Annotated in this window: 25 protein-coding genes and 1 riboswitch; of the genes, 7 read left to right on the top strand and 18 right to left on the bottom strand. The window is 63.7% G+C overall.

Features of this window, described 5'->3' with window-relative positions:
- Positions 1 to 31 precede the first annotated feature (31 nt).
- The 3 genes from ABE456_RS08930 to ABE456_RS08920 form a co-directional block, all read right to left on the bottom strand.
- Positions 32 to 316: a hypothetical protein gene (locus ABE456_RS08930; protein WP_346643564.1), complete on the bottom strand. Its 285-nt coding sequence runs from the start codon at positions 314 to 316 to the stop codon at positions 32 to 34.
- A 92-nt stretch (positions 317 to 408) separates the two neighbouring features.
- Positions 409 to 1,761 carry a GntP family permease gene (locus ABE456_RS08925; protein ID WP_346643563.1) on the bottom strand — a complete coding sequence of 451 codons (1,353 nt, stop codon included), beginning with the start codon at positions 1,759 to 1,761 and terminating at the stop codon, positions 409 to 411.
- A gap of 110 nt (positions 1,762 to 1,871) precedes the next feature.
- Entirely contained in the window at positions 1,872 to 2,411 is a 540-nt protein-coding gene (locus ABE456_RS08920; RefSeq protein WP_346643562.1) for a gluconokinase, read from the bottom strand.
- A 207-nt stretch (positions 2,412 to 2,618) separates the two neighbouring features.
- Between ABE456_RS08920 and ABE456_RS08915 the strand changes: the two genes are divergently transcribed.
- Positions 2,619 to 3,638 carry a LacI family DNA-binding transcriptional regulator gene (locus ABE456_RS08915; protein WP_346643561.1) on the top strand — a complete coding sequence of 340 codons (1,020 nt, stop codon included), beginning with the start codon at positions 2,619 to 2,621 and terminating at the stop codon, positions 3,636 to 3,638.
- A 146-nt stretch (positions 3,639 to 3,784) separates the two neighbouring features.
- A complete protein-coding gene (locus ABE456_RS08910) occupies positions 3,785 to 5,104 on the top strand; it encodes a PAS domain-containing methyl-accepting chemotaxis protein (RefSeq protein ID WP_346643560.1) in 1,320 nt (439 codons plus the stop codon).
- Here ABE456_RS08910 and ABE456_RS08905 read toward each other — a convergent pair.
- From ABE456_RS08905 to ABE456_RS08870, 8 genes are all read right to left on the bottom strand, one after another.
- Positions 5,079 to 8,351 (bottom strand): transporter substrate-binding domain-containing protein, encoded by a 3,273-nt coding sequence (locus ABE456_RS08905; protein ID WP_346643559.1) that lies wholly within the window; start codon positions 8,349 to 8,351, stop codon positions 5,079 to 5,081. The two genes, ABE456_RS08910 and ABE456_RS08905, sit on opposite strands and share 26 nt — an antisense overlap.
- Before the next feature lie 13 nt (positions 8,352 to 8,364).
- Positions 8,365 to 8,979, bottom strand: coding sequence for a response regulator transcription factor (locus ABE456_RS08900; protein WP_346643558.1), 615 nt, complete (start codon positions 8,977 to 8,979; stop codon positions 8,365 to 8,367).
- Positions 8,980 to 9,198: 219 nt separating this feature from the next.
- Positions 9,199 to 9,441 carry a DUF1272 domain-containing protein gene (locus ABE456_RS08895; protein ID WP_346643557.1) on the bottom strand — a complete coding sequence of 81 codons (243 nt, stop codon included), beginning with the start codon at positions 9,439 to 9,441 and terminating at the stop codon, positions 9,199 to 9,201.
- 66 nt (positions 9,442 to 9,507) lie between these two features.
- The gene (cobM, locus tag ABE456_RS08890) at positions 9,508 to 10,260 is read right to left on the bottom strand and encodes a precorrin-4 C(11)-methyltransferase (protein ID WP_346643556.1); all 753 of its coding nucleotides are present in this window, start codon (positions 10,258 to 10,260) and stop codon (positions 9,508 to 9,510) included.
- 33 nt (positions 10,261 to 10,293) lie between these two features.
- On the bottom strand, positions 10,294 to 10,680 hold the full coding sequence (locus tag ABE456_RS08885; RefSeq protein WP_346643605.1) for a cobalamin biosynthesis protein: 387 nt from the start codon (positions 10,678 to 10,680) through the stop codon (positions 10,294 to 10,296).
- Entirely contained in the window at positions 10,680 to 11,366 is a 687-nt protein-coding gene (locus ABE456_RS08880) for a CbtA family protein (protein ID WP_346643555.1), read from the bottom strand. The genes ABE456_RS08885 and ABE456_RS08880 overlap by 1 nt, the downstream gene beginning before the upstream one ends.
- Positions 11,367 to 11,375: 9 nt before the next feature.
- On the bottom strand, positions 11,376 to 11,564 hold the full coding sequence (locus ABE456_RS08875) for a CbtB domain-containing protein (protein ID WP_012272173.1): 189 nt from the start codon (positions 11,562 to 11,564) through the stop codon (positions 11,376 to 11,378).
- A gap of 93 nt (positions 11,565 to 11,657) precedes the next feature.
- A riboswitch (cobalamin riboswitch) is annotated at positions 11,658 to 11,883 on the bottom strand.
- Positions 11,884 to 12,077: 194 nt separating this feature from the next.
- The gene (locus ABE456_RS08870; protein WP_346643554.1) at positions 12,078 to 12,557 is read right to left on the bottom strand and encodes a GNAT family N-acetyltransferase; all 480 of its coding nucleotides are present in this window, start codon (positions 12,555 to 12,557) and stop codon (positions 12,078 to 12,080) included.
- A 123-nt stretch (positions 12,558 to 12,680) separates the two neighbouring features.
- Between ABE456_RS08870 and ABE456_RS08865 the strand changes: the two genes are divergently transcribed.
- From ABE456_RS08865 to ABE456_RS08845, 5 genes are all read left to right on the top strand, one after another.
- Positions 12,681 to 13,310: a LysE family translocator gene (locus ABE456_RS08865; protein WP_346643553.1), complete on the top strand. Its 630-nt coding sequence runs from the start codon at positions 12,681 to 12,683 to the stop codon at positions 13,308 to 13,310.
- A gap of 21 nt (positions 13,311 to 13,331) precedes the next feature.
- Entirely contained in the window at positions 13,332 to 14,204 is an 873-nt protein-coding gene (locus ABE456_RS08860) for an alpha/beta hydrolase (RefSeq protein WP_346643552.1), read from the top strand.
- A 96-nt stretch (positions 14,205 to 14,300) separates the two neighbouring features.
- A complete protein-coding gene (locus ABE456_RS08855; RefSeq protein WP_346643551.1) occupies positions 14,301 to 15,167 on the top strand; it encodes a pirin family protein in 867 nt (288 codons plus the stop codon).
- A 132-nt stretch (positions 15,168 to 15,299) separates the two neighbouring features.
- Positions 15,300 to 16,226 (top strand): AlkA N-terminal domain-containing protein, encoded by a 927-nt coding sequence (locus ABE456_RS08850; protein WP_346643550.1) that lies wholly within the window; start codon positions 15,300 to 15,302, stop codon positions 16,224 to 16,226.
- Positions 16,227 to 16,412: 186 nt separating this feature from the next.
- Complete coding sequence (locus ABE456_RS08845) at positions 16,413 to 16,673, top strand: DUF1652 domain-containing protein (RefSeq protein WP_346643549.1); 261 nt, start codon at positions 16,413 to 16,415, stop codon at positions 16,671 to 16,673.
- Positions 16,674 to 16,692: 19 nt separating this feature from the next.
- Here ABE456_RS08845 and ABE456_RS08840 read toward each other — a convergent pair whose 3' ends face one another.
- The 7 genes from ABE456_RS08840 to ABE456_RS08810 form a co-directional block, all read right to left on the bottom strand.
- The gene (locus ABE456_RS08840; RefSeq protein ID WP_346643548.1) at positions 16,693 to 17,307 is read right to left on the bottom strand and encodes a Yip1 family protein; all 615 of its coding nucleotides are present in this window, start codon (positions 17,305 to 17,307) and stop codon (positions 16,693 to 16,695) included.
- An 86-nt stretch (positions 17,308 to 17,393) separates the two neighbouring features.
- Positions 17,394 to 17,681, bottom strand: coding sequence for a hypothetical protein (locus ABE456_RS08835; RefSeq protein WP_346643547.1), 288 nt, complete (start codon positions 17,679 to 17,681; stop codon positions 17,394 to 17,396).
- 169 nt (positions 17,682 to 17,850) lie between these two features.
- A complete protein-coding gene (gene alkB / locus ABE456_RS08830) occupies positions 17,851 to 18,498 on the bottom strand; it encodes a DNA oxidative demethylase AlkB (protein WP_346643546.1) in 648 nt (215 codons plus the stop codon).
- Between the two features lie 225 nt (positions 18,499 to 18,723).
- Entirely contained in the window at positions 18,724 to 20,169 is a 1,446-nt protein-coding gene (locus ABE456_RS08825) for a curlin (protein ID WP_346643545.1), read from the bottom strand.
- Positions 20,170 to 20,185: 16 nt separating this feature from the next.
- Entirely contained in the window at positions 20,186 to 20,659 is a 474-nt protein-coding gene (locus ABE456_RS08820) for a curlin (protein ID WP_346643544.1), read from the bottom strand.
- 15 nt (positions 20,660 to 20,674) lie between these two features.
- On the bottom strand, positions 20,675 to 22,906 hold the full coding sequence (locus ABE456_RS08815) for an Ig-like domain-containing protein (RefSeq protein WP_346643543.1): 2,232 nt from the start codon (positions 22,904 to 22,906) through the stop codon (positions 20,675 to 20,677).
- Positions 22,907 to 22,938: 32 nt separating this feature from the next.
- On the bottom strand, positions 22,939 to 24,267 hold the full coding sequence (locus ABE456_RS08810) for a hypothetical protein (RefSeq protein WP_346643542.1): 1,329 nt from the start codon (positions 24,265 to 24,267) through the stop codon (positions 22,939 to 22,941).
- Between the last annotated feature and the right edge of the window lie 48 nt (positions 24,268 to 24,315).

Genomic DNA, 24,315 nt, shown 5'->3' with positions numbered 1-24,315 from the left:
GCTGAGAGAGGTCCTTGTGGGAGCGATGTCTTCAGGGTGGGTTACCAGTGCTTGTACCGCTGCTTCCTTGCCGCCCTGTCCCCTCCGACGGCAGATCGCGGTTGTCATTCTGCTCCGCCGGCGGGCTTTCCGGGTCGTTGCCCTGAATGCGTGGGTCGCTATCCCGCGGCATGGGCTTTTCGATCGGGTTAAGGGTGCTGTCCACGCCCGGCCTGGGCGCCGGGTTGTGCGGGTCGTCGGGGTAAGTCGGGCCTGTACCGACCGCCAGTGCCAGTGGCGATACCAGTAGGGCGGCGAGCAGGAAAGATCGGGGCATGGTGCAAGCTCCTTTGCGGCGGGACAAGGGCGTGGCCTGTACCTCGGTTAGGCCACCCGGCAGGCGCCGGGTGCCCCAACCCCGATCAACGGTCACACCACCATCGACAGCAACATGATGAAGATGATGCCAACGATCGACAGGATCGTCTCCATCATGCTCCAGGTCTTGAAGGTTTCTGCCACGGTCATGTTGAAGTACTGCTTCACCAGCCAGAAACCGGCGTCGTTCACATGGGACAGGATCAGCGAGCCGGCACCGGTGGCCAGCACCAGCAGCTCGCGGTTCACCCCTGGCACCAGGTCGATCACCGGTGCGACGATACCGGCGCCGGTAATGGTGGCGACCGTGGCGGAACCGGTGGCGATGCGGATTACTGCTGCCACCAGCCAGGCCAGCATGATCGGCGAGATTTCCGCCTGCACGGCCATTTGCCCAATTACGTTGCCCACGCCAGTGTCCACCAGCATCTGCTTGAAACCACCGCCAGCACCCACGATCAGCACGATGGCCGCAGTCGGCGCCAGGCTCTGGTCGAGCATTTTCATGATCTGCTGGCGGTTGAAACCACGGGCCGAGCCAAAGGTGTAGAAGGCCAGCAGCAGGGCGGCGAGCAGGGCGGTGATGGGGTGGCCGATCAGGTCCATCCATTGGCGCACGATGTGCTCGGCGGGCAGCACCACGTCAGCGAATGTCTTCAGCAGCATCAGCACCACTGGCAGCAGCACGGTGACCAGGGTGATGGTGAAGCTCGGCAGGTTGCCCTGGTCGGACTCCTTGGCGATCTGGTCCATCAGTTCCTGGGACGGGCTGCCCGGGATGTAGCGGGAAATGAAGTTACCGAACAGCGGGCCTGCGATGATCGCGGTGGGCAGCGCCACGATCAGGCCGTAGAAGATGGTCTTGCCGATGTCGGCATGGAAGATGCCGATCGCCAGTAACGGCCCCGGGTGTGGGGGAACCAGGCCGTGCACCACCGACAGGCCGGCCAGCAGCGGGATGCCGATCTTGATCAGTGACACGCCGGAGCGCCGTGCAACGATGAACACCAGCGGAATCAGCAGCACGAAGCCGATCTCGAAGAACAGCGGGATGCCTACCAGGAAGGCGGCGAACATCATGGCCCAGTGCACGTTCTTCTTGCCAAAGGCGCGAATGAGGGTTTGTGCGATCTGGTCGGCACCACCGGAGTCGGCCATCAGCTTGCCGAGCATGGTGCCCAGGGCGAGCACGATACCGACGAAGCCCAATACGCCGCCAAAACCGTCCTGGAACGATTTCATGACCTTGGCTACCGGCATGCCGGAAGTCAGGCCAAGGAAGCCGGCTGCGATAGTAAGGGCGACGAAGGGGTGGACTTTGAAGTGGGTGATCAGCAGGATCAGCCCGACGATGGTAACCAGCGCGTCGAGCAGCAGGAAGGTATCAGTAGCCAGTCCGAACATGGTTTTAAGGCCTCGGTCTTATCGTTGTTTTGGGCGTAGCTTTTTTGCAATGTCGCCCACGTTTACGGGGCGAGGTAGCGCTGTCTTTGGTGAGCCAGGAAACCGCCGGGTCAGGCGGTTTGTGCCAGGCCCGGCTCACCGCAGCGCTTTAGCCAGCGATCCACCGCTTCGGCCAGTGCGTCGATGGGCTGGGTGGCGTCCAGCGCCAGGGTCAGGGGTTCGCCGCGTGGCGATTCCAGGGCAGCGAACTGGCTGTCGATGAGGCTGGCCGGCATGAAGTGGCCGGGGCGTGCCAGCACGCGCTTTTCGGCCTCGGCGGGCGACAGTTCGAGGAACACGAACAGCAGCCCGGGCATGGCATCGCGCAGGGTGTCGCGGTAGCGGCGCTTGAGTGCCGAGCAGGTCAGGATCGGGCGCTCCCCAGCCTGGCTGGTGGTTTGCAACTCCTCACCCAGGCGCACCAGCCAGCCGGCGCGGTCGCTGTCGTCCAGGGGGATGCCAGCGCTCATCTTGCGGATGTTTTCGGCAGGGTGGAAAGCGTCGCCTTCGATCAGGCGGCCGCCACTTCTGGCGGCAATGGCGGCGCCTATGCAGCTTTTGCCGCAACCGGCCACGCCCATCACCACGATGGCGGACAGGGGAGAATTCATCAGTACCTCCTGCGGGGTGAGATAGCGCTGTCTCGTCGTTGACGAACAGCCACCTCCCCGGTGTTATTGGTCTTGTCCTTACGCAGTATGGACGCTTGGCGGCGAGCACGTAGTGGCTGCTACCAAAGATTACATTGCCTGCGTCCTGAGACAGCGCTACCTTAGTGGCCGTTCCCTATCCTTGCAAGTAGTAAAATTACAACATCCATGTCCCGCACCGGCTCCCGCACTACAGGTCGTCCCACCCTGGCAGAAGTTGCCAGGCTTTCCGGGGTTTCCCCGATTACCGCTTCGCGCGCCTTGCGTGGGGTGAGCACTGTCGCGCCAGAGCTGGTGGAAAAGGTCGTCGTCGCAGCGGCGAACCTGGGCTACGTGGCCAACCCGGCGGCCCGGGCACTGGCCTCGGCCCGCAGCCAGTCGGTGGTGGTGTTGATCCCGTCGCTGTCCAACCAGCTGTTCATCGACACCCTGGAAGCCATTCACGAGGTCATGCGCCCGCGCGGGCTTGAAGTGCTGATCGGCAACTATCACTACGATATTGCCGAAGAAGAGAACCTGATCCGCAACTACCTGGCTTACCAGCCCTGCGGCATGCTATTGACTGGTTTCGAGCGCAGCGATGCAGCGCGGCAAATGCTGGCCGCCAGCGGTGTGCCTTGTGTGCACATGATGGAGCTCAATGGCGAGCCAGGGGCGTTGTCGGTCGGCTTCTCGCAGCAGCAGGCCGGGCGCGCTGCCGCCAGGCACCTGATCGAGCGCGGGCGCAAGCGCCTGGCGTTCATTGCCGCGCAGCTCGACCCACGGGTGATGCAGCGTGCCGAAGGCTTCCGCCAGGCGCTGGCCGAAGCCGGTTTGCAGGCCGCCGAGCTGGAGGTACTGGCCCCGGAGCCTTCTTCCATTGCCTTGGGCAGCGCACTGTTCAGCCAGCTGATGCAGCAGGCGCCGGATGTCGACGGTATTTTCTTCTGCAACGACGACCTGGCCCAGGGCGCTGTGCTGCAGGCGTTGCGCCAGGGAGTGGAGGTGCCACGCCAGGTGGCGATGGTCGGCTTCAACGACCTGCCGGCCTCGGCGCACATGGTGCCGCGGCTGACCTCGATTCGCACGCCCCGTGCTGCCGTCGGGCGCGGGGCGGCGCAGGCACTGCTGGCGTTGCTCGATGGCAAGCGGGTGCCGAATGCGCAGCAGGATTTGGGCTTTGAGTTGATGGTGCGGGAAAGCACCTGAACCCCATACCCCGCGCGGTCCTACAGGGATCGCACTGGCCGCCGGGCTTCATAAAAATATAGTAATTACAAAGCGATAGCACTGTGCTTGCATGCTAATTATGGCGATCTATGCTCATGAAACCGCGCATAAAGGAGCCCGGCGTCATGTTCGATTTCCACCGCAAGTCCGACCTGCTCGAGATCCAGCGCAGCCACCAGGCTTTGGCCAATGCGCAAGCCAAACTGGCAGCCATCAGTCGTTCCATGGCGATGATCGAGTTCGCCCCCGACGGTACCATCCTCGATGCCAACGAGCGCTTCTGCCTGGCCATGGGCTACAGCGCCGACGAATTGCGTGGCAAGCACCACCGGCTGTTCTGTGAGCCTGGCTACGCAAAAAGCGCCGAATACCAGCAGCTGTGGCGTGAACTGGGGCAGGGCAAGGCCATCAGCGGTACCTTCGAACGTATCGACAAAGCCGGGCGCGAAGTCTGGCTGGAAGCCAGTTACATGCCGGTACTGGATGAGCAGCGCCAGGTCAGCAGCGTGATCAAGGTGGCCACCGACATCAGCCAGCGGGTGGTGCTGGAACATGAGAGCGAAAGCCTGCTCAAGGCCATCAGCCGCTCCATGGCGGTCATCGAGTTCACGCCGCAAGGCCGGGTGATCACGGCCAACCAGAACTTCCTCGACACCATGGGCTACTGCCTTGATGAAGTGGTCGGCCGCCATCACGGGCTGTTCTGCCTGGCCCATGAGCGTGAGTCGACCGCGTACCGCGCATTCTGGGCTTCGCTTAACCGTGGCGAATACCATTCGCACCGCTTCGAGCGCATCAACAAGCGAGGCCAGACGGTGTACCTGGAGGCCTCCTATAACCCAATCTTCGACAACAAGGGCCGCCTGTACAAGGTGGTGAAGTTTGCCAGCGACATCACCCACCAGGTCAGCACCCAGCAAAGCGCCGCCGACGCCGCCCATGCCAGTTCGGTGCAGACTGACGCCTGCGCGCGCAAGGGCACCGAGGTGGTGCAGCAGGCGGTGCAGGTGATTGAGCAGATTTCCCAGGAGCTTAACGACGCCGCGCGCAGCATTGACGCAGTGAGCAAGCAATCGGACGTGATCGGGCAGATCGTGCTGACCATTCGCGGCATCGCCGATCAGACCAACCTGCTGGCCCTGAATGCAGCCATCGAGGCGGCCCGTGCAGGCGAACATGGGCGCGGCTTTGCCGTGGTAGCCGATGAGGTGCGCAACCTGGCAGCGCGGACCAGCAAGGCAACCCTGGAAATCGTCGATGTGGTGCGGCAGAACCACGACCTGTCACTGTTGGCGGTGGCCAGTATGCAGTCAAGCCTGAACCGCACCGGCCACGGCGTGGCGCTGGCCAACGAGGCCGGGACGGTGATCATGGAAATTCAACAGGGCTCACGGCACGTGGTAGATGCCATCAGCCAGATCAGTTCGACGCTGCAATTGCATTGAGCGCATCGCCCATTTCCTCAAGCAGGGCCTGCAGGCTGGCTTGCAGTTGTGCGCGTTCGTCAACGGTTGGCAGTCCTTGGGCGTGAGCTTGCTCGATGGCTTCGCAGTCCTTGACCACGGTGCGCACCCTGATCATCTTGGCCCCGCCCTTGATGCGGTGGGCCAGGGCGCGGACTGCCTCATCAGGGGCATCTGGGTTTAGCGCGCGCAAGGTGGCCAGGTCTTCACCGACGCTTTTCGACAATTGCTCAAGCAAATGCCGCGTCAGTTGTTCGTCATCCTGGGTCAGGTGGCGCAACTCAGCCAGGTTGAACCCGCTGTGGCGTGCTTGCGGGGGCTGGTGCTGGGAGTGGGCGTAGGGCAGGTGGGCTTTGAGCGTGCGCAGGCCAATCGGTTTGAACAGGCATTCATCCATGCCGCTGGCCAGGCAGCGGGCACGCTCCTCGGCCTGGGCGTTGGCGGTTACGCCGAGGATCCGGCACGCTGTCAGGCCGCACTCGCCCTCCAAACTGCGAATGCGGCGGGTGAGTTCGTGGCCGTCCATGACCGGCATGCTGCAGTCGGTAATCACCAGGTCGAAGCGCGCTGCCTGCCAACGTGCCAGGGCAATTTCGCCGTTCTCTGCCAGGGTCACGCGATGCCCCAGGGTGTGCAGTTGCCGCTCCAGCAACAGCAGGTTGGCAGGGTAGTCGTCGACTACCAGGATGTTCAGCGGGCCGCTGCTGCTTTCCAGTGCTGGCATGTCCTGCTCGGCTTGCATAGGTGCTGCGCAGGCGGGCAGTTGCAGGTTGACGTGTACCCGGGTGCCGACGCCTTCGACACTCTGCAAGCTCAAGGTGCCGCCCATCAATTCGGCCAGGCTGCGGCTGATGACCAAGCCCAGGCCTGCCCCTTGGCGTGCCCGTGGGCCTTCGGCTTGAGCGAAGGCATTGAACAGCCGGGCCTGGTCGGCGGCGCTGATGCCGATGCCGGTGTCGCGCACATTCAGTTCAACTGCCAGGCCGCTGTGGTCGGCAGCCTTGGCCAGCACCAGGCTGGCCTGGACTTCGCCGCGGTCGGTGAACTTGATGGCGTTGCTGATCAGGTTGGACAGCACCTGTTTGAGCCGCAGCGGGTCTGCCAGAACCCAGACGGGCGAAGCGGGCAGCTCGCTGTGCAGATGCAGGCCTTTGGTTCGCGCATTGCCTTCAAATACCCGAACCGTGGCGCGTACCAGCTCAACCAGGTTGGTGGCTACCGGTTGCAGGGTAATGTGCCCGGACTCGATGCGTGAAATGTCGAGAGTATCGCCAATCAGCTCAAGCAGGCCGATGGCCGAGTCATAGGCGGTCTGCAAGGTCTGAGTGTCACAGCGGCCGTTACGGCTGTCTTCCAGGGCCAGCTCCAGCAGGCCGATCACAGCATTCATCGGGGTGCGGATTTCATGGCTCATGGTGGCCAGGAAAGTACTTTTTGTGTGGCTGGCCTGTTCAGCGTCGTCCTTGGCCTGGCGCAGCTGTTCGAGCAGGCCGCGGCTGAGCGCCAATTGGGCCTGCAGGGCATGCTGGGCCTCGGTGCGTTGGTTGATGAGCTTGCGCAGGTAGCTGTTCCAGAACACCACCCCGGCCAGCAACATGGCCGACAGCACCAGCACCTGCACGGCCAGGGTGCGGTAGTCGCGCCACGGGCTGTCGCTGACCAGCGTGCTGGTGCGCCAGCGGTTGATCAACTGGTCCAGCTCTTCTGGCGGTATGCTCAGCAGTGCCTTGTCGAGAATGGCCTGCAGCTGCGGTTGGTCGGAGGCCACGGCAAAGGCGGCAATGGCCGGGTCGTCATCGAGCACACTGGCGATGCGCAAACGGTCCTTGAACACATGGCTGATGTAGTAGGCGGCATTGATATGGCTGCTCAAGGCAACATCGGCAGTGTCGTTGGCCACGGCTTCCATCAGGCCGAGCGGGTTATCCACTTCGATCAGCCTGGCCTGCGGGTAGCGTTGCTGCAACACGGCCCGTTGCGGTGAGCCACGCACCAGGGCGATACGCTGGCCGTCCAGTGCCTTGGCTTGCGCCGGCGATGCATTGTCGCTGCGGGTGACCAACACCCTTGGGCTGACCAGGTAAGGGCGGGTATAGCGCAGTTGCCTGGAACGGTCTGCGCCGTAGCCCAGGGCGCCGATCATCTGCGCATCACCTTGGCCCAGGCGTTCAACCATCGCATAGGCGGACGTGCTCTCGACGGGTTTGAAGTGCAGCCCTGTGCGCAATGAAATCTGCTTGAGCAGGTCGAGGGTGATGCCGCTGGGGTGGTGCTGGGCATCGTTGAAGGTCAGTGGCGCCAGTGAGGTATTGATCAGCACGTCGATGGTAGGGTTGGCGGCGATCCAGGCTTCTTCTTCGGCGGTCAGCGCGGCGAGGTGGCGCTGCAACAGCAAGCTGGTGTTGCCACTGCTCCAGCGCCGCAGGATGTTCAGGCGTTCGCTTTCGCTGATGCGCGCAAGCGCCTGGTCGACCAGCCGATGCAAACGCGGGTTGTCGTTGGCCAGGGCAAAGGCGAAGGCCTCGGGGGCAGCCTGGGAAAAGTGGTCGATCTTCAACGCGCCCTGATAACTCTTGCCAATCGTGAAGTCGGTGCTGATGGCATCGCCCAGGTAGGCGTCGGCCTCGCCCAGTTCGACGGCGGCAAGCCCGGCCAGGGTTGAGCGGTACAGGCTCAATTGCGCCTTGGGGTAGAGGGCGCGTACGGTACTGGCCGGCAGGTAATGATCGACCATGGCCAGGCGCAGGCCGGCGAGGTCGGGTGTGTTCTTCAGGCTGCGCCCCTCGCGGGTGACGATCACCGGCAGGTCCTCAGCATAAGGGGTGCTAAGGCTGAGCTGGGCATCTGCTGCCTCGAAGGCATTGGAGCTACCCAGCAGGTCGATGCGGCCATCGCGCAGCGCGGCAATGGCTTCGTGGCGGTTGTCGTAGCAACGTACTTCGATGGCTATGCCCAGCTGTTCGGCAATGATACCTGCGTAATCGGCGCTGAGGCCTTCGTAGTCATGCTGGCTGACGTTGATTTCGAACGGCGGGTAGTCGGGCCGCGAACTGCCCAGCACCAGGTGTTGGCGTTGCTGTAGCCACTGGCGGTCTTCGCTGGGCAGCGGTAGCGGTGTTGCGGCGCTGACCGAGCGGGCCAGCAGCTGGCGGGGTTCACTGTTGGCCAACAGCCCGCTGGAACAAACCAGGCCGATGGCCAGAAGGGCGCTCGCCAGCAGGCGCTTCATGGCTGCCAAGCGCTCAGTAGACGCTGTTGCGTTTGGCCAGGTCGACCATTTCAACCAAGGATTCCGTCTTGAGCTTTTCCATGATGCGGCCTCGGTAAGTACTGATGGTCTTGGCGCTGAGGTTCATGCAGGTGCCAATGTTCTTGTTGTTTTCGCCGCGCGCCAGGCGCCGCAGTACTTCCATTTCCCGGTTGGAAAGGCTGGCCAGGCGCACTGGCTCGCTCTCCAGCGAGTTGCTGTTGACCGACATCTGCGGGAAGGTCGAGTAGCCCTTGACCAGGGCCTTGAGGGCAAACAGCAGGGCCTCGTGGTCCTCTTCCTTGGTGACGAAGGCGCCGATGCCGGCATCCAGGCAGCGCCGCACGTACAGGTCGGTGGCTTGCCCGGTCAGCACCATGATCTTGGGTACCGGTTCCAGGCATTGCAGGCGCTTGATCACTTCCATGCCGTCCAGGCCGGGCAGGCCGATGTCGAGAATGACCACGTCCGGGCGCAGATCGCGGGCTACCTGCGCCACTTCGCTGCCATTGCCGACCTCTCCGACGACATGAAAGCGCTCACGCTCGAGCAGTAGGCGCAACGACAGCCGGACGATGGGGTGGTCGTCGACGATCAGCACGGTTGTCATGAGGAAAACTCCTGTCGGGATGTGGTCCGCTTCCTTGATCACTCAGGAATACGTCTGCAAGTGGGGTTGTCGGAAGCGCTGCACGATACGACCATTCCCGAAGTTTGGTAATGCCGAGTATAGAAGTGTTGATAATCCCCGTGGTTGTTGTCGAAATTTCCTACAAATAACGGGAAAGACATCACCCTATCAAAGCGGCAATGTCTGTTTTTGGGCCAGTCAGGCGCAGGCGGAGTGCGCTTTGTTCACGCGCAGGGTCGAGGCGGGGTTATTGAGCAGCGCCTGGCCGACCCGCGTGGGGCGAGCCACCAACTGGCCGGAGCAGTTCGGGCAACGGCCCTGAAAGCGGGTTTCGGCACAGGTGCGGCAGAAAGTGCATTCAAAGGAGCAGATCAGCGTGTCGGGGCTGTCACCCGGCAGGTCGGTATCGCAGCACTCGCAGTTGGGGCGTAAGTCCAGCATGGGCATGACTCCTGTTCGCAGGCGGGAACCCGGAGTCTGCTACGCCGGCGGCAAGCCTGGCAATGCTCAGTCGCCAGGGCGATACAAGTGTGCGTGCCCGGCGCGGTACAAGGCCGACTCGGCGAACGGCGTGTCGCCCAGCACGTGGCCCACGAGGATCAGCGCCGTGCGCCGGAAGGCCTTGGCCGCAACGCGTTCGACAATATTGCCGAGGGTGCCGCGCACCCAGTCCTGGTCTGGCCAGGTGGCGCGATGGACCACCGCCACCGGGCAGTGCGCGCCGTAATGCGGTAGCAACTCATCGACGATGCGCGCCAGGTGCTTGACCCCCAGGTGAATCGCCAAGGTGCTGCCATGGCGCGCCAGGTCGCCCAGTTGCTCGCCCGGTGGCATCGGTGAGCTGTCGCCATAGCGGGTGAGGATTACCGTCTGCGCCACTTGTGGCAGGGTCAGTTCGCAGCCGAGCAGGGCGGCGCTGGCCGCCGTGGCGGTGACGCCGGGGATGATCTGGTAATCGATGCCCAGCACCTGCAGGTGGCGGATCTGCTCGCCGATGGCGCCATACAGGCTTGGGTCGCCGCTATGTACCCGGGCCACATCCTGGCCTTGTTCGTGAGCGTTGCGCATGGCCGCGATGATCTGCTCCAGGTGCAGCTCGGCACTGTTGATCACGGTCTCGGCCTGGTGGCCTTCGAGCACGGCGGCCGGTACCAGTGAGCCGGCATAGATGATCACCGGGCACTGGCGGATCAGCCGTTGGCCCTTGACCGTGATCAGTTCCGGGTCGCCGGGGCCGGCGCCGATGAAGTAGACGGTCATGGAAAGTCCTTGCAAGAAAAGGATATGAAGCGTTCAGCAGGCCAGGGCGAGCGTGGCCGGACCCAGTACCTGACGGGGCAGCAGCAACCGGGCAGTGCCAAGCCACTGGCTGGCCAGGGCCAGGGCAGCGCTCTCCGCCACGCCCCAGCAGCCGCTATGGGCATGGGCAGCGGCAGAACGATGGCTGAGCAATGGTTCGTAGGGTTGCAGTTGCGCGCCATGGTACAGCACCAAGGGCAAACCGAGGCGATCGGCCAGTTGCTGCAAGCCGGGTTCGTCGGCCTTAAGGCTAATGCTGGCGATACCGCGTAGATCGGCCAACGCCAGGCCCTGGTGTTCCAAGGCCTGGCGCAGCAAGGTTTGCAGGGTATCCGCCGGGCAACCCCGGCGGCAACCGAAACCGGCGTAAAAAACCGGCATCAGGCCTGGCTGGAACGGCGGAACAGCCATGCGCTGAGCAGGCCCAAGGCCAGCCAGAAGGCGGCGTTGGTCAGCCAGGAGGCCAGTTTGAACTGGGTTTCCAGTGCTTCGGGGGCCAGGCTTTCGTGCACTTCGGGCTGCGGTGCGCCGATTACATGGGGAATGACCAGCAGCACGGCGCCCAGCGCCTTCAGCAGCCAGTGGCGGGCGAATACCAGCATGGCCAGCCCCAGGGCTGTAGCGCTGGCTGTGCCAACCCACCAGGCCTGGCGTTGCCCCAGGTCGGCGGCCGCAGTACCTGGCAGTTCTGGTGGCAGGCCCAGGGTCGGGGCCAGGCAGAACACGGCAAAGCCGGCCAGCCCCCACAATGCGCCAGTGCCGGCGCGCTTGGGCTCGCGCAGGCTGTACAGGGCGGTGAGGATCAAGGCGAAGCCGACCGCGACCACCAGGTTGCCACCGGTGGTAGACAGCACGCGCTGCCAGCCGTCTTCCGGCGACCAGGCTTCGGCACTGTGTTCATGGGCGGCCACTTCACTGCCATGTTCGTGGTGTGCGGCCGGTGCCGCAGACTCGTAGGTTTCTGCCTCGAGAATCAACGGGGCGACCCAGAAACTCTGCAGCAGGGTCAGCAGCAAGGCAGCAAGCAGCCCGCTGAAGCCCGCGGTACGGGCAATGCGCGTAATCATCGGGCGTACTCAGTGGCAGGGGAAGGCGGCGCTGTGGCGGGTGTCGTGGGCGGCGTTGTGCACGGCCTCGATGTGCGAGAAGCCGGCGAAGTACACCAGGCACAGGCCCAGCAGGCTGGCGCCGACGGCGATGACTACACGCTGACTGAGGGTGACCGGGGTGGCAAGGCTGTGCTGCTTGGCGCTGGTGACGGGCATGACGCGTTCCTCTGCTTTTTTGTGGGCAACGGGCGAGCGCGGCAGCCCCGGGCATGATTGCCCAGGGGAATGCAACAGCGCCCGCCCACCGCGGGGTGTTCATGAACGCCAGGCCGGTCTCCGGGCTTGCGAGGAGGAGCAGGGCTCCTGGAAGGCGTCACCTTCCCATGCCGAACTACCGGGCACAGTGGTATAGACGCTTCGCTCGCTTACCGTTGCGGGGGCAGCACCGGCCTTGTCCGGCCCTGTTTGCAGGGCCTGCGACGCACCGGTTTCCCGTTTCACCCCCATTGGGGGCACCTGAACGTGAGGTGTAAGGAGAGCATGGGGCGGGCTTGGCGTCAATTGCCAAGTACCGCAGCAGCAACCCATAAGCTGAAGGAGATTGCCCAGCCCTTTGGGCTGCGCTGTCACGCAGATAACTGTGCTGGCAGCTGCTCCGCGTACCCTGTGGGAGCGGGCGCGCCCGCGAAGGGGCCGGCACAGGCGACAGACAGCAGCCAGTTTGCCCAATCAACCCCGGGCAAACGCCGCCAGTTTCTCCCCATCCAACCGGTAACGCACCCACTCGTCCTGCGCCTCGGCCCCCAACTTCTCATAGAAGCCGATCGCCGGCTCGTTCCAGTCCAGCACACTCCACTCCAGCCGCCCGCAGTTGTTCGCCACTGCCTCGCGGGCAATGTGCTGCAGCAACTGCCGCCCGGCGCCGTCACCGCGCTGCTCGGGCGTCACGTAAAGGTCTTCCAGGTAAATGCCATTGCGCCCCAGCCAGGTCGAGTAACTGTAGAAGTACACCGCAAAACCGATAGCCCGCCCATCGCGTTCGCACATCAGGCTGTGCACGGTGCTGCCTTCGTCGAACAGGCTGTGCTCGATGTCGGCAAGGCTGGCGACCACTTCGTGGCGGGCGCGCTCGTACTCGGCCAGTTCAGTGATGAAGGCCAGGATCTGCTCGGCATCGGTACGAACGGCAGGTCGAATGGTGAGGCTCATGGGGACGGCTTCCTTGATCCAAGTGGCGGTACAGTAATGTGTATCTACATAATTTATTAGAACTGTATCGGTCGCAAGAGAGGGCGACTCCGTTAGTGTGACAGCACCTATCAAGAAAGTGGAATGCCCGCCATGCTTGCCTCTGCCGACTTGCTGACTGCCTTCGTGCTGTTTGCCTTCGTGTCTTCCATTACCCCTGGGCCCAACAACACCATGTTGCTGGCCTCGGGGGTGAACTTTGGCGTGCGTCGCTCGATCCCCCACGCGCTGGGTATCAGCTGTGGCTTCATGGTGATGGTACTGGCCGTCGGCCTGGGCCTGGGTGAGGTGTTCAAGGCCTGGCCGCCGTTATACACAGTGCTGCGCTACACCGGCGCCGCTTACCTGCTGTACCTGGCCTGGAAGATCGCCACCTCCGGGCCGGTCGGCACGGCTTCATCCAGCGCACGCCAACCGCTGGGCTTCTGGGGCGCGGCAGCCTTCCAGTGGGTAAACCCCAAGGCCTGGGTGATGGCGGTGGGGGCGATTACCACCTACACGCCGGCGCAGGGCTATGTGACCAATGTGATCGTCATTGCTGCCTTGTTCGCCCTGGTCAACCTGCCAAGCGTGGGTGTGTGGGTGATGTTCGGCAGCGCCCTGCGCAACCTGTTGCAGAACCCGCGCTGGCTGATGCTGTTCAATGTCCTGATGGCCTTGCTGCTGGTGATTTCACTGTACCCGCTGCTGTTTGTAGAATCGGCGTTTTCCTAGCCCCGCGAGTGCAGCAAGCCGATGCAGTTGATCCCCTGGTCCCACGAATGTCCCGAAGGCTTCACCCTGCGTGGCTGGCGAACCCCGGCCAGTGGCAAGCCGTTGCTGCATTTTCTGCATGGCAATGGCTTCTGCTGCCTGGCTTACCAGCCATTGCTGATGCGCCTTGGCGAGCATTTCGACCTGTGGCTCTGCGATGTCCAGGGGCATGGCGACAGCGACCATGGCGGGGTGTTTCGCGGTTGGAACCGTACCGCCGCCCTGGCTGTGGAGGCCTTTCAGGCCGGGCGTGAGGAGTACGGCGACGTGCCACGGTTTGCCGTGGGGCACAGCTTCGGTGGCGTGCTTACCGGGCTGATCCTGGCCAGTGAGCCGCAGCTTTTCGCGCGTGCCGTGCTGCTGGACCCGGTGCTGTTCAGCCGGCGTATGCTCGGTGTGATGGGGGCGGCGGCACTGGTCGGCCTGCATCAGCGTCATGCCCTGGCGCGCAAGGCTGCTAACCGGCGCAGCCACTGGCCAGACCGCGAGGCGGCGCTGGCTTCGCTGCAAGGCCGTGGCATCTTCAAAGGCTGGACCGATGCGGCGCTGCAGGCCTATGTCGAGCATGCCATCGGCGATTGTGGCGAAGCCGTGGTGCTCAAGTGCCGGCCCAGCCGTGAGGTGGAAATCTTCAGCTCGTTCCCAAAGCGCATGTGGGCCAGCCTTGGCGCAATCAGCACGCCGACGCGGGTGTTGTATGGCGAACATACTTACCCCTTCGTACCCCACTCGGTGAACCGCCTTACGGCGCTCAACCGCAATGTGAGCGCGCAGCAGGTCGCTGGTGGACACTGTTTCATGCAAGAAGACCCGGCCATGGCGGCGGAGCAGGTGCTAAGTTTCCTGCAAGGCTGATTGTTCTATTTGTGGAACGAAGTAGGTCGTTTAAGCGGTCTACCGCCTGATTGGCATCATTGATAAGGTTATCCCAACCAAGAGAGGAGCCTTCTCATGAAAAAGATTCTGGGTATCCACCGCAGCCCACACGCCCACTGGGTAGGTGATGGTTTCCCGGTGCGCAGCTTGTTCACCTATGACGACCTGGCCAGCAAGATCAGCCCGTTCCTGCTGCTGGATTACGCTGGCCCGCATGACTTTACCCCGACCAGTGCTCGGCGTGGCGTTGGCCAGCACCCGCATCGCGGCTTCGAGACTGTGACCATCGTCTACCAGGGCGAGCTGGAGCATCGTGATTCCACCGGCGCAGGTGGCTTGATCGGCCCCGGTGATGTGCAGTGGATGACCGCCGCCAACGGCATCATCCATGAAGAGTTCCACTCCCCAGGCTTTGCCCGCAGTGGCGGCACGCTGGAGATGGTGCAGCTGTGGGTCAACCTGCCGGCACGGGACAAGCGTGCTGCGGCCGGCTACCAGACGCTACTGGCCAACGACATCCCGGTGGTGGCGCTGGACGCAGACGCCGGTAGCCTGCGGGTGATTGCCGGTGACTTCCGTGGGCACCAGGGGCCGGCGCGAACCTTCACCGCCATGGACGTGTGGGACCTGCGGCTGAATGCTGGCGCAACCTTGCAACTGCCGGTGGCCGCCGGGCGCAACGCGGCGCTGGTGGTGCTGCGTGGTAACGTGCGGATCAACGGCGAGCGCGAAGCCGGCCCGTCCAGCCTGGTGTTGCTTGACCAGGTTGGTGAGGATGTAACGGTCGAAGCACTGGAAGGTGCTAGCGTGCTGCTGCTCAGCGGTGAGCCGATTGATGAGCCGATCGTTGGCTATGGCCCGTTCGTGATGAACAGCCAGGCGGAGATTGCCGAATCGTTCGACGATTTCCATGCCGGGCGATTTGGGCAGATGCACGGCTGAAAAAGCTGGGGCTGCTTTGCAGCCCTTTCGCGACACAAGGCCGCTCCCACAGGGATTGCGATTTCCTGTGGGAGCGGCCTTGTGTCGCGAAAGGGGCGCAAAGCGCCCCCAGCTTTCTGGCATCATCCTCGTATGCCCAAACTCTCAACCCTGCACGCCGTGCGCCGATCATTGTCCCACCCCAGCCACCACACCCTGTGGCTGCGCTACCGCGCTCCCTACCACTGGCCCTCGACCCTGGGTTTTCTCGCTGCCCGCTGCATCCCAGGCATCGAAACCTGCCAGAAAGGCACCTACCGTCGCACCCTGATCGTGGCTGGCCACCATGCCGTCCTGCACGCCACGCCGTTGCGCAACCAGTTGCGTATCCATCTCGAGGGCGCTCCCTCAGCAATGCTGCCTGGCCTGATTGCCAGGCTGAGGCGAGTCTTCGACCTCGACGCAGACCCCGCGCGTATCAGTGGCGAGCTGTCTCGCGACCCCTTGATGGCAAACCTGCTCAAGCAACGGCCCGGCTTGCGCGTGCCGCAAGGTTGGGACGCTTGCGAACAAGCCATGCGTACGGTGCTGGGGCAACAAATCAGTGTGGCTGGAGCCATGACCCTGGCCGGCCGATTGGTGCAACGTCACGGCGCGCCCCTGCGTCTTCGCGCACCGGGCCTGAGCCACGTGTTCCCGACACTTGCGGCATTGGCGGCAGCGCAGTTCGAAAACATGGGCATGCCAAGGGCGCGTGCCGCCACCCTCGGTACCTTGGCCAATGCCTTGTTGGCCGAACCCGGGCTGCTGCGTAGCGGGCAAGAACTGGATGAGGTGCTGCGCAACCTGCGTTTGCTCAAGGGTATCGGCCCATGGAGCGCGCACTACCTGGCGCTGCGCCAGGCCGGCGCGGCTGACGCCTTGCCGCTGGGCGACGTGGCGCTGATCAAGGCATTGCGCCTGCTGGAAGGCGATGATGCGCAACTGGCCGAACGGGCGTTGGCCTGGCGACCATGGCGGGCTTATGCGGCACAGCACCTGTGGGCATCGCTGGGGCCGGCCGGGACCACTCGTCGTTAAGTTTGCCATTGCATTCGAACACTCGGCCCCCGCGCAGAATCTTCCACTAAGGTGCTAGAGGATTCCCCGCATGATTATTGCCCCGACGCATGGACGCCTGCCCGGGCATGCGCAATATCAATTGGCGCCCCGCCCGACAAAGGCGTACTTCCACACAACAGGCCATCCCACAGAGAGGGTCGTACCATGTCGTTGATAGGAGTTTCGATGCTAGAGATGCGGCAGCTGATCGAGCAGGCCTGCCTGCCCGATCGCTGTGAAGTCAGCTGCCCGGACGGCGCCAACCTGACCATCCGCCTGGGCCAGGGCCAGAGTCTCGAAGAGGGCGTGACCCTGAGCGGGGTCCCGCTGCAAAGCCTTAACAGCTGCCGTGACTTGGTCAATCTTGTGGAGCAGCTGCATGCGCTGCGCGACAGCCACCCGGCGCCACTCAAGGCAATTGCCTGAGCCCCCCGCCGTGCCCCGGTCAGCCCAGGCTGGCCGGGCGTACGTATTCCGGCATTAGGGTGTTGAACCAGAACAGGATCATTGCTACCAGGATGGTCACCAACAGCAATAACCCCACCCCCCAGACGCAAGTGGCAAACAGCATGGCCTGTTCTTTCTTCAGCCGCAGGAACGTCTGCAACCCGCCATACAGCAAGACACTGGCATAAGCCGAGGCTGCCATCAGCGCGGTGAAGGCCAGCCAGCGAATTGGCAGCAGGCCGACCACCCCGGCAAAGAACCATGGCGTAGCGCAGTAGGCGGCAAAGCCAATGCACTGGTTGAGGCTGGGCTGTGTATCGAAGCCGCGTGACATCCAGCGGATCATCACCCCCATCAACATCACCCCGACCACTGTGGTGGCATACAACAGGCCTGCCAGTTGCGCGGCGCTGCCCATGCTCAGGCGTACCCGCTCCTCGGCCGCCAGGCTCCAGCCGAAGGTGGTGGTGCCAATGAACAGGCACACGGCGGGGATCAGCGCCAAGGCCAGCAGGCGTGGCAGGTACTGCTGTGGGTGGTCTTCCTCGGCCCGTCGAATGTCCAGCCAGGCGTCGGCAGGGTGGGTGAAGAGCTTGAGCAACGGACTGTTCATGGCGTTCTCCGGCAGGCGTGGGCCCTTTTGCTATGGAGACATGCCGCGCCCGGTGGGTTCAGCCAGGTTGGCCGCCGTTGATCGGCTTACTGCAGCTCCAGCAACAGGTTCAAGCCGCCATCCCCGCACTTGCCGTGGTCGCGGACCACACCGTGGTAGCTACGCCCGTCCCACACAAAGGCCACACTGTGGGCACGGTCGACCTTGTCGGGCAGTGGTGGGCAAATGTGCAGGCGCAGGCCTGGGCGGCCTTGCAGGGTGAGGGCGGCGAGCTGGCACTGGCACTCCACGCTCTGCGCCACCGGGCCGAACAGGGTGTCGCGCACGTAATCGAGTTGCAGCGAGGCATTGGGCGCGCGGCCAGGCATTTTCATGGGCGCGCGGCTCCGCTGCAAAGGCTTGGGGAACAGGGCTGGTAGGGCATGGCAGGCTCCAGGCAGAAGAAAGCGCGGCTTAACGTTTGAAGCTTGCCTGGGCAAGATGTTCAACGTGTTTCATGTGCGTTCGTCTTGTTTGCGCCGGCTGGCGGGCCGTTAGTCCGATTCAGCCACCGGCCTTGCGCAAGGTCAGGTTGATCCGCCGCTCGCCCAAGCGCGGGTGCACGCCAGGCTTGATCGGCAGCACGCCGTGGAAGCGCAAGCGGTCTTCGCCGCCCCAGACCAACACATCGCCGTGGCTCAGCGGGATGCGCTGGGTTTTGTCGGCGCGTTGCAAACCACCGAACAGGAACACCGCCGGCAAGCCCAGCGAAACCGACACGATAGGCTGGCCGAAGTCCTGCTCGTCGCGGTCCTGGTGCAGGCTCAAGCGGGTGCCAGGAAGGTAGTGGTTGACCAGGCAGGCATCGGGTACAAAAGCGTCGAACCCGGCCATGGCCGCAGCGCGGGCAGCAAGGTTGAGCAACACCGGGGGCAGGGCAGGCCAGGGCTTGCCGCTGATCGGGTCGCTGGGGCTGTAGCGGTAGCCGTGTTCATCACTTACCCAACCCAGCGTGCCGCAGTTGGTCAGGCCAACCGCCATGCGCAGACCACCCGGGGTGTGCATGTGCCGGAACGGCGCGGCGCGCAGCACCGGGCGCAGGGCGTCTAGCAGCGGCTCGATTTCGGCCAGGGCGAAGCCAGGCAGCAGCACGGTGTGGCTGGCCAGGCGTTGCGGCTGGGGGCCGAACAGGTCGAGATCGGACTGGATCATGGGGTGGGCGTCGGGTTGGGTGGTGCCTATTGTAATGCGCTTGGCAGGCCTGGCCTATTCGCGGGTAAACCCGCTCCCACAGGCAGCCCGTAGATTTCAGACCTGTGGTTATCCTGTGGGAGCGGGTTTACCCGCGAATGGGCCGGAAAAGAAAAAGAAGATCAGGCAGAAAAAAAGGAACCGCGGCACCAGGGAGAGGAGCACCGCGGTTCAAGGGGGAGACGCTTACTTCTGGGTCACAGTTGCCAGGTTCGTACTGCCCAGCTGGGTGATGGTGGCGGTTTGGGCGATACCGCTCTGGTCTACGAACGCCTTGTTGCCCTGGCCTCCTTGGGTCACGTAGGCGACGTTGATGCTGTCAGTCTGCTTGATGGTGGCTTCGTTGCCGCTACCGTACAGCTGGTTGGTGTAGCTCTGGTTGCTGTAGCCAGACTGGTCGAGGGTGATGGAGTTGTTGTTGCCCTGGCTGTTGCCGTAGGCATAGTTGTCGGTACCACGCTGGTCGGCGACCAGAATGTTGTCGGTGCCGTTCTGCTCGAAGTACAGCTCGTTGTTGCTGTCGGCCTGCTTGGTCGACATCTGGTTGCCTTTGCCTTGCTGGCCCAGCGTGGCCAACTGGTTGTCGCCGTTCTGGGTCAGGTTGACGCTGTTGTTTTTGCCGTTCTGGTTGATGGTGGCGGTTTGGTCGGTACCGAACTGGCCGCCCATCTTGGCGCCTTTCCAGTTGCTGGCGGTGATGCTGTTGCCATCGCCCTTGGTATTGATGGTGAGGTTGAGGTTTTCACCGTTCTGGTAGGTGAAGTGCAGGTTGTTGCTGCCGGTCTGGGTGATGGTGGTGGTCGAGTTGTTGGTCTCGAACTGGTCCGACCAGCTGGCGTTGGCAGTGCCCTGCTGCGACAGGCTGACCTTGTTGTTCATGCCGAAGCTCTGGTCGATATAGCCTTCGTTCGACTGACCGGTCTGGGTCACGGATGCCTGGCTGCCGATCTGGGTGTCCTGCCACACTTCCACCGAGTTGCCGCCACCGTACTGGCCAATGCCGATGGTGCCGCCGGTGCCTTCACGCTGGTCGCCATAGGCCCAGTTGTCGTGGCCGTCCTGGAAGATCTGGATATTGCCGTCGACATGGTTCAGGTGCTCGGCGGCGGCATAGTTGCCCTGGCCGGTCTGGTTGACGGTGCTTTGGTTGTTGAGGCCGCCGAAGGTCTGCTCGATGAAGGCTTCGTTGCGCTGGCCAGACTGGATGCTGGTGGCCTTGCTGCCTTCCTGGCTGTCCTGCCACACGGTCGAGGCGTTTTCGCTGCCTTGCTGGGTTTGCAGCGATGTGTTGTTCACGCCCAGGGACTGGCTGGCGAAGGCGTCGTTGTAACTGCCACCGGCTTGCTGGGTGATCTGGCTGCCATTCTCGTACAGCTGCTCACCGTAGCCGGCGTTGTACGAACCTGTGGCGGTCTGCTGGATGTCGCTGGTGCTGTTATCCTGAACCGCCAGGTGGTTGTGGCCCTTGCCGGTCTGGTTTTGGGTGGCCGAAGCGAAAGGTGCCAGGGACTGGCTGACTTCGGCTTTGTTTTCCTTACCGTCCTGAGTCTGGGACGAGGTGCTGTCAGAAGCCATGGCCTGACCTGCGAGGGCCAGGACAATAGCGGCACTTAGGGGAGCGAGCTTGTACATGGTGGTGCCTCCAGGTCTATCTGTATTGAGTGATCTGAACATGCTGGCCATTGCCGTTCTGGGTCACAGAGCTGTTAAGGCCTGTGCCGGACTGCACGATGCTGGCGCTGTTGTCGTTGCCGATCTGCTCGATGGCCGCACTGTTGCTGCTGCCGCTCTGGCGGATCGACGCGCTGTTGCCATATCCCTGTTGGCTGATGACGGCCATCAGGTCACTGCCTTCCTGCAAGATGTACGCTTCCTGCGCACCCCCGGCCTGGACGATGCGGCCCAGCAGGGCCTGGCCGTTCTGGTCGAGGGCGGCGCGGTTGCCCGACCCTTGCTGCTCGATCACCGCGGCCTGGCCGGCGCCGACCGGCAGCAGGCGGATGATCACCGGTTCACCGAGGTCGTTGCCGGGCGCGAGGTCGGCATTGTCCATCAGGTCGTCGGCCCAACTGGCCTGGCCCACCAGGGCCAGGCTGAGCAGCAGTGGATACAGGCGTTTCATGGCGTTACCCCGCCTTTACTGCACGACTACGTTGACGGTGCGGGTGGTACCCGGGCTGGTAGTGATGGTCGCCGTCGGCGCGGCGGTCGGGATTATCGTGGTGCTGTTACTGACTGCCAGACGCCAGCGGCCATTCACCGGTACTGTGGCGGTGCCCAGTGTCTGCACGCCGGTGGTAGTGGTGACCCTTACGGTGACGACGTTGCCGGTAGTCACTGAAGAGGTGCCGCTGATGTCCCAGTTGTAACGGTTGTTGGAGCGCGCAGTGACTGTGGCTGCCGTGACTGCAAAGGTTTCCGCGGCGGGCCGTGGCGACACGTTGACGGTGACCGTGCCCGGGGTGGACAGCGCTCCCAGCGAGTCACGTGCCTGGTAGGTGAACGTGGTGGTGAAGGCTGCGGTCACCGTGGCCGGTGGGGTGTAGGTCACGGTGGCGCCGTCGGTGCTGACTGTGCCCCGCCCGGTAGCCGGCTGGGTAACGGCGGCCACGCTCAGCGGCACGTTGCCTTCTGGGTCGGTGTCGTTGGCCAGCACGTTGATGGTCAATGGCACGCCCAGGGTGGCGACGGTTTCCGGGTTGGCGGTCGGTGCCCGGTTAGGCGCGACGTTGATAGTGACCGTGGCCGGTTCCGACTTCAGGCCTTTGGCGTCCACCGCCCGGTAACTGAAGATGGCCACCAGTGGTTGCGTAGCCCCGACTGGCGGGGTGTAGGTAACCGAGGTAGTGCCATTCAGCACCACGCCGCCAAGTCCGGTACCAGGTTGGGTCAGGTCGCTGATGGTCAGCGGCACGTTGCCGTCCGGGTCGCTGTCGTTCTGCAGCAAGTTGAGGGTGATCGGGACACCGACACTGGTGTTGGCGCCATCGGCCTGGGCCAGTGGAGGCTGGTTGGCCGATTCAACCGGGGCGGTGCCGACCACGGTCACCGGCTCGACGTCGCTGCCGCCGTGCGCCGATTTGACCGTGATGGTGGCCGGTGGCTGCGCCACGTCGTTAACGGTCAGGCTTTGCTGCACGCCCTGTTTGGACATGCGGCCATAACCCTGTGCCAGCAGGTCCGGGACCACAACTTCGTCACTGGAGCGGGCCTCGATCACCAGGCGTTTGGTGGCCCATTCATAGCGTGCGGTACTTACCTTGACCACGTCGGTGAGTTTGCTCGACAGCGCGGTCGGCTGGGTGCCGGCGAGGCTGTTGCTGGCGGTGACCACTACAACCGGCGGTGGCGGGTTCTGGCTGAGCTGCTGGGTAAAGAACAGCCCGCCCTTGTCGCTGATCAGGTCGTATTGGCAAGGCGAAGGCGGGGTGCCGATCAATGCCAGGCCATTGCGCATGCACAGGCTGGCGTCTTTCGGGGCCTTGGCGAATACTTCCACGCGGGTGCCGTTGCCGTTGCGCGAGTAGGTGGCGCGTTCGAGCGTAACCGGCGTTTGCGCACGTTCGTCCAGCACCTTGCCCGAGACCGTGAACAGCGAGGTCTCGATGCGGCCGGGCGGGCCGTCGATGCGGATATAGTTGGTATCGAACGGGCTGCCGAGCACGGCTTCGGGCCGGTTCGGGTCGCCGATGAAGGTTTCGGTGGCGCCGGTGTCCGGGTTGACTTCCTGGTATGGCCCGCCAGCACCGCGCAACCATGGCCCGATGGCGCCGTTGAGTGCGCCACGGAAGTTGCCCGGTGCGCCGATACCGATGTCTCGAGTGATGTTGATCGCCCGCCGACCGGGCGCGGTGACGTTGACCGTCTCTACGCCATACGGGTGGGTGATGGTGTAGATACCGGCGCGCGGTACCGAGACGCGGATGCGAATACGAGCAAAGCTCTGCTGGTCGCCATCGACCGGGTTTTCTGCGGCGAAGGCCGCTTCCACGCCGGCGACGTAGGCATCCAGTTCATAGCCGCTGTTGCCCACCGCAGGGATAGTGGCCTCGGCCAGGAACCAGAACATTTCCGGTGGCCAGTTGTCGGGGAATACCAGCGGCAGGGCGTCGTCGTAGATGCCTGGCTCCGGCAGCAGGGTACACATGTAGGACGGTGCGGCCGGAGTACCAGGAACCCGAGTACTGGTGGCACGTGACTGGCACAGCTCCAGGGACTGGTTGAGGCTGTCCTTGTACCACATTGGGTAGCCGCCGGTGGCAAAGGTATAGGGGCCCGGGTCGACATCAGACAGCGCGGCAAAGGCGGCGCTGGTAACGGTGAGGGAGAAACCGGCGGCGAACAGCGCACGGCGCGACCAAGTGTTCATGCTGCCTCCTTGAAGGCTGAGCCTTTGTCTGTTCATGGCACCAGCACCACGTCTTCGGTGTCGCTGCCGCCGTGGGCACTGATGACTTGCACCTTGGCTGGCGGAACGGGCGTAAGGCCGGTGGTCAACGTCTTCACTGCGCCACTGCCGCTCAGGTTGCCGATTGCCGTGCCGTTGCCGGTTTGCGCCGTCAGGAGGGGGGGGGACGTTTCGTCGCTGCTACTGGCTACCAGGGTCAGCTCGCCGGTGGACAGGCTGTACTGGGCCTGGGTGATGGTGACCAGGTCGGTGAGCGGCACGTTGCTGGTGGTCAGGCTGCTGGTGGGGATCGCCACGCTGTTGTCGGCGGTCAGCGTCAGAATGGTGCCGGCGGCCGGGTCAAGGGCCGACTGCGCGTACCAGGCGCCGGTACCATTGGCCTCGGTGAGGTTGAGGTTTGGCGTCTGGCTGGTAAGGGTGACACTGGCAGGTGGTGGCGGGGCCATTACAAAGATGTCTTGCTGGGCGCGCAGGTCGCCATTCACGGTGTGCCGTGAATAGGTGCTGCGTTGCGGCATCAGCGGGGTAGGCAGGGCGACGGTCGAGAGCTTGCCCGAGATCGAGAACAGTTCGGTGCGCAGGTCGATGCCACCAGGGCCTTCGATGCGTACGTAGTTGGTGTTGAACGGGCTACCGGTTACCCGTTCATCCAGGTTGGGGTCGCCGATGAAGCGTTCGTTGCCTTCGGTGTAGGGGCCGTTGACACTGCGCAGGAATGGCCCGACGTCGCCCTTGAGCGCGCCGGAGAAGTCGCCTGCGCCGGCGATGCCGATGTCGCGGGTCATGTTGATCGCCCGGCGCCCTCCGGCCGGCACGTCGAACACTTCCACGCCGTAGGGGTGGGTGATCACATAAGTGCCGGCGGTTGGCACGTCGACCCGAATACGCACCCGGGCGAAGCTGACCTGGTCGCCGTCGACCGGCTCTTCTGCGGCAAATGCGGCTTCGATGGCGGAGCCGTAGCCTAGGTCGATGCCGCGGGCGGCGTCGACGATGGCGGCGTCGGCGGTAAACCAGAACGCTTCGTCAGGGAAGTTGGTGGGGAAGACGATGGGCTTGGTATCGTCGAACACACCGGGGGTTGGCAGCAGCGTGCACATGTACGACGGTGCGCCGGGTGCACCAGCGACACGAGAACTGACGGCCTTGCTCAGGCACAGGTCAAGCGTACGACCGTGGCTGTCCTGGTACCAGGCGGGGAAGCCGCCGTTGGCGGGGACGTAGGCGCCTGGGTCGACAGCATTCAAGGCGGCCTGCGCCGGAAGTTGGAGCATGCCGGCGAAAATCGCGACTGCCAGCGGGTGGGGTATCGGTCGGTGCATGAGTCACTTCCTCCTGCAAACGGGCCCATGGACTTGGGGCGTCTGACA

The sequence above is a fragment of the Pseudomonas sp. TWI929 genome, from assembly GCF_039673335.1.
In the GTDB taxonomy this organism is placed as follows: Bacteria; Pseudomonadota; Gammaproteobacteria; order Pseudomonadales; family Pseudomonadaceae; genus Aquipseudomonas.
Note: the sequence above shows the minus strand (reverse complement) of the source record. Positions and strands in the feature narration are given on the sequence as shown.

Bases quoted from the DNA above. Each gene is read 5' to 3' on its own strand.
- ABE456_RS08930 (WP_346643564.1), bottom strand. From the start codon at position 316: ATGCCCCGATCTTTCCTGCTCGCCGCCCTACTGGTATCGCCACTGGCA.
- ABE456_RS08925 (WP_346643563.1), bottom strand. From the start codon at position 1,761: ATGTTCGGACTGGCTACTGATACCTTCCTGCTGCTCGACGCGCTGGTT.
- ABE456_RS08920 (WP_346643562.1), bottom strand. From the start codon at position 2,411: ATGAATTCTCCCCTGTCCGCCATCGTGGTGATGGGCGTGGCCGGTTGC.
- ABE456_RS08915 (WP_346643561.1), top strand. From the start codon at position 2,619: ATGTCCCGCACCGGCTCCCGCACTACAGGTCGTCCCACCCTGGCAGAA.
- ABE456_RS08910 (WP_346643560.1), top strand. From the start codon at position 3,785: ATGTTCGATTTCCACCGCAAGTCCGACCTGCTCGAGATCCAGCGCAGC.
- ABE456_RS08905 (WP_346643559.1), bottom strand. From the start codon at position 8,351: ATGAAGCGCCTGCTGGCGAGCGCCCTTCTGGCCATCGGCCTGGTTTGT.
- ABE456_RS08900 (WP_346643558.1), bottom strand. From the start codon at position 8,979: ATGACAACCGTGCTGATCGTCGACGACCACCCCATCGTCCGGCTGTCG.
- ABE456_RS08895 (WP_346643557.1), bottom strand. From the start codon at position 9,441: ATGCTGGACTTACGCCCCAACTGCGAGTGCTGCGATACCGACCTGCCG.
- cobM (WP_346643556.1), bottom strand. From the start codon at position 10,260: ATGACCGTCTACTTCATCGGCGCCGGCCCCGGCGACCCGGAACTGATC.
- ABE456_RS08885 (WP_346643605.1), bottom strand. From the start codon at position 10,680: ATGCCGGTTTTTTACGCCGGTTTCGGTTGCCGCCGGGGTTGCCCGGCG.
- ABE456_RS08880 (WP_346643555.1), bottom strand. From the start codon at position 11,366: ATGATTACGCGCATTGCCCGTACCGCGGGCTTCAGCGGGCTGCTTGCT.
- ABE456_RS08875 (WP_012272173.1), bottom strand. From the start codon at position 11,564: ATGCCCGTCACCAGCGCCAAGCAGCACAGCCTTGCCACCCCGGTCACC.
- ABE456_RS08870 (WP_346643554.1), bottom strand. From the start codon at position 12,557: ATGAGCCTCACCATTCGACCTGCCGTTCGTACCGATGCCGAGCAGATC.
- ABE456_RS08865 (WP_346643553.1), top strand. From the start codon at position 12,681: ATGCCCGCCATGCTTGCCTCTGCCGACTTGCTGACTGCCTTCGTGCTG.
- ABE456_RS08860 (WP_346643552.1), top strand. From the start codon at position 13,332: ATGCAGTTGATCCCCTGGTCCCACGAATGTCCCGAAGGCTTCACCCTG.
- ABE456_RS08855 (WP_346643551.1), top strand. From the start codon at position 14,301: ATGAAAAAGATTCTGGGTATCCACCGCAGCCCACACGCCCACTGGGTA.
- ABE456_RS08850 (WP_346643550.1), top strand. From the start codon at position 15,300: ATGCCCAAACTCTCAACCCTGCACGCCGTGCGCCGATCATTGTCCCAC.
- ABE456_RS08845 (WP_346643549.1), top strand. From the start codon at position 16,413: ATGTCGTTGATAGGAGTTTCGATGCTAGAGATGCGGCAGCTGATCGAG.
- ABE456_RS08840 (WP_346643548.1), bottom strand. From the start codon at position 17,307: ATGAACAGTCCGTTGCTCAAGCTCTTCACCCACCCTGCCGACGCCTGG.
- ABE456_RS08835 (WP_346643547.1), bottom strand. From the start codon at position 17,681: ATGAAAATGCCTGGCCGCGCGCCCAATGCCTCGCTGCAACTCGATTAC.
- alkB (WP_346643546.1), bottom strand. From the start codon at position 18,498: ATGATCCAGTCCGATCTCGACCTGTTCGGCCCCCAGCCGCAACGCCTG.
- ABE456_RS08825 (WP_346643545.1), bottom strand. From the start codon at position 20,169: ATGTACAAGCTCGCTCCCCTAAGTGCCGCTATTGTCCTGGCCCTCGCA.
- ABE456_RS08820 (WP_346643544.1), bottom strand. From the start codon at position 20,659: ATGAAACGCCTGTATCCACTGCTGCTCAGCCTGGCCCTGGTGGGCCAG.
- ABE456_RS08815 (WP_346643543.1), bottom strand. From the start codon at position 22,906: ATGAACACTTGGTCGCGCCGTGCGCTGTTCGCCGCCGGTTTCTCCCTC.
- ABE456_RS08810 (WP_346643542.1), bottom strand. From the start codon at position 24,267: ATGCACCGACCGATACCCCACCCGCTGGCAGTCGCGATTTTCGCCGGC.